General features: G+C 40.7%; 4 protein-coding genes and 3 pseudogenes. 6 read left to right on the forward strand and 1 reads right to left on the reverse strand.

Going from position 1 to position 2,523, the window contains the following annotated elements; genetic code table 11:
* The 6 genes and pseudogenes from PX481_RS06610 to PX481_RS06635 all read left to right on the forward strand — a co-directional run.
* Positions 1 to 142 (forward strand): TerD family protein (locus PX481_RS06610; RefSeq protein ID WP_288094058.1); only part of this gene is annotated, 142 nt, incomplete at its 5' end.
* A 14-nt stretch (positions 143 to 156) separates the two neighbouring features.
* Positions 157 to 759: a TerD family protein gene (locus PX481_RS06615; RefSeq protein ID WP_288094056.1), complete on the forward strand. Its 603-nt coding sequence runs from the start codon at positions 157 to 159 to the stop codon at positions 757 to 759.
* 12 nt (positions 760 to 771) lie between these two features.
* Positions 772 to 933, forward strand: a pseudogene (locus tag PX481_RS06620) (double zinc ribbon domain-containing protein); the annotation flags it as partial.
* A gap of 57 nt (positions 934 to 990) precedes the next feature.
* The gene (locus PX481_RS06625; RefSeq protein WP_288094059.1) at positions 991 to 1,479 is read left to right on the forward strand and encodes a matrixin family metalloprotease; all 489 of its coding nucleotides are present in this window, start codon (positions 991 to 993) and stop codon (positions 1,477 to 1,479) included.
* Between the two features lie 116 nt (positions 1,480 to 1,595).
* Positions 1,596 to 1,772: pseudogene (locus PX481_RS06630) on the forward strand (BrnT family toxin); the annotation flags it as partial.
* A complete protein-coding gene (locus PX481_RS06635) occupies positions 1,759 to 2,010 on the forward strand; it encodes a hypothetical protein (RefSeq protein WP_002755276.1) in 252 nt (83 codons plus the stop codon). The pseudogene PX481_RS06630 and the gene PX481_RS06635, both read left to right, overlap by 14 nt.
* A 412-nt stretch (positions 2,011 to 2,422) precedes the next feature.
* Here the strand turns inward: PX481_RS06635 and PX481_RS30065 are convergent.
* Positions 2,423 to 2,523 (reverse strand): annotated as a pseudogene (locus tag PX481_RS30065) (IS200/IS605 family transposase); the annotation flags it as partial.

A 2,523-nucleotide genomic window follows, 5' to 3' on the forward strand; every position in this document is an offset into this window, starting at 1 on the left:
CTACGACTTAGTAGAAGACTATTCTATTGAAACCGCCCTAATCATGGCAGAACTCTATCGCAAAGATGGGCAATGGTCACTCAACGCGGTGGGTTCTGGCTATCAAGGAGGGCTGCAAGCATTGCTAGATCGTTATAGCTAAGGAAAGTTCAAATTATGGCCATCAATTTACAGAAAGGGCAACGTATTTCCCTGACAAAAGAGGCACCTGGTCTGAAAAAAATTATTTGTGGACTAGGATGGGGTGTAGTAGAACAAACTGGGGGTGGCTTGTTCGGCGCATTTAGCAACAGACCGAACTACGACCTAGATGCTTCAGTAATCTGCTTGGGCAGTAACGGAAAAGTTGGAGACAAGGACGATATAGTTTATTTTGGCAATCGCAAGCATCGATCAGGAGGAATCACTCACTTAGGCGATAACTTGACGGGAGCAGGAGAGGGAGATGATGAGCAAATCATTGTTGATCTTTCCTTAGTGCCATCACGAATTACCAAACTGGTTTTTACAGTCAATATTTATGACTGTATAGCCAGAAAACAAGACTTTTTCCAAGTAAAAAACGCATTTGTACGATTAGTCGATATGTCTAACAACAAAGAGCTTGCTCGCTACAATCTATCAGGAAATGAATACAAAGGTGCTACGGGAATGATTATGGCAGAGTTATACCAACATAACGACGAGTGGAATTTGGCTGCAATTGGAAATGGAGTTAGTGTCAACGGATTAGGAGAAATTGTCGGTTCTTATGCTTAGTAAAGCAAAGCTATGTCATCTTTATTTGAACGACTGGACTTAACTAAATACAACCGCAAGCTAAAACAATCTCTATCTCAGCGTATAGATCTCACTAGACCAATTAAACTCAGGTGTCAATCTTGTAGATCGCACATTCAAGCAGAATGGGAATTTTGTCCTAACTGCGGTTTTCCCTTGCGAAATTTTTCAGAAAAAAGTCGCCATTGTATTTGGATAGATATTTCAAATATGGAAGTCTTACCCGAATATCAAGAAACCATGAGTGCAATTTTTATGGAAGCTTTTTCCAGACTGTATGGTGCATTCAGAGGTGTTCAGGTTTTTCTTACTACAGAACCACCTAACAGTCAGGAATGGCAAGATAAATTTACTCATGTTTATGTATTTGCTGACAGTCAGCCAGTAGATTATTTAGGAGTAGCGAGCTTCTTATTAGGTAAAGTTACTGGTCATGCAATTATCAGAATCGATCAAGTTTTTTATGCTTCTTGTAGAGGCAATCTTAGTATTAGTAGTCTATCTAACTTAATTGCCAACACGATTGCTCATGAGATTGGTCATACCTTAGGTTTAGATCACTCTGCATTGCCAACAGATGTCATGCACGATGGATTAGACTACACGACTCATGGTGCCATGCCCCCTTCATTTCACGCAGAGCAGATTAACCTGATGAACAGTGCTATTCGCAGATATAAGACTGAAGAACAATGTTAGTGCGATCACACTTGATCATATAGCGTGATCGCTTTTTTTGTTATAATCTTAGAAGTGTGAATAAATGAAGCAAAATTGGCTCTCCCGTACTTGTGATAATAACAAAAAATTGCTGATACAAAATTTTCGATGATCCAGAGCATTCTGAGAGCGAGGAACGATATCTGATTGTTGGCGAGTCAGATCGAGGGCGATTGTTAATTGTATCCTATACTGAAAGAGGAGATGTAATTCGACTCATCAGTGCAAGGGAAGTGACGCAAACCGAACGAGAAGCTTATGAAGAGGGATGAGCCAGAAATGGAAGATGATTTACGGACAGAGTATGACTTGAAGCACCTCCGAGTTAGAAAGTTAGGCTCTGGAAGAAAAAGCTTTGATGGAGTCACTGTGCGCTTGGAGCCTGATGTCGCGGAAATGTTTCCCACTGCTGATGCGGTTAACGAAGCCTTAAGATTGTTGATCAGAGTAATGCGAGATAACAAAACTCTTGCTTCTACAGTACAGGCTAACCTAAAGGCTGAGTCCTGACAAAATGCAGGGCGGGATTGAGTATTTATAAGAAAGCGAAGCGAATGGCGAATAAAGCTATAGTCTCGAATTAGATGCGATCACGCTATATTTGTAGAGGGCGATCGCTTTTTGTGTTATAATCCTAGTACAGCCTGGCAAATTCCTTTTCTGTAGGGGCGTATGGCATACACCCTCCCTTAGATAACCTTTTCTTATCACCACAAATACGGGAGAGCCGAAAAATTACTATGAAAGTTAAAACAGATTTGACGATTCCTGAGATTGAGGAAATTAGAAAAGAGGGAGTTAAAGCTCTCGTAGAGAGATTGGGAATTGCTAAAGCGGCTTTCTTTCTAAGAGAAACAGCATCCCAACCTCTAAATTATTTAGAAAATGAACTACCCCGCCGCAAGCGGACGGGGTATCAGAATCAAAATAGACTCAATTGTAGATTTTGGTGTAGCTGCAGGTATTCTTTATCTTGTTCTTTTACATATCTCGCTATCATACCTTCATCCCCATGCTTTCCTA

It is taken from the genome of Microcystis sp. M53603_WE2 (assembly GCF_030065435.1).

What these genes read in the sequence shown, in the direction of transcription:
- PX481_RS06615 (WP_288094056.1), top strand. Translation starts at nt 157, where the DNA reads ATGGCCATCAATTTACAGAAAGGGCAACGTATTTCCCTGACAAAAGAG.
- PX481_RS06625 (WP_288094059.1), top strand. Translation starts at nt 991, where the DNA reads ATGGAAGTCTTACCCGAATATCAAGAAACCATGAGTGCAATTTTTATG.
- PX481_RS06635 (WP_002755276.1), top strand. Translation starts at nt 1,759, where the DNA reads ATGAAGAGGGATGAGCCAGAAATGGAAGATGATTTACGGACAGAGTAT.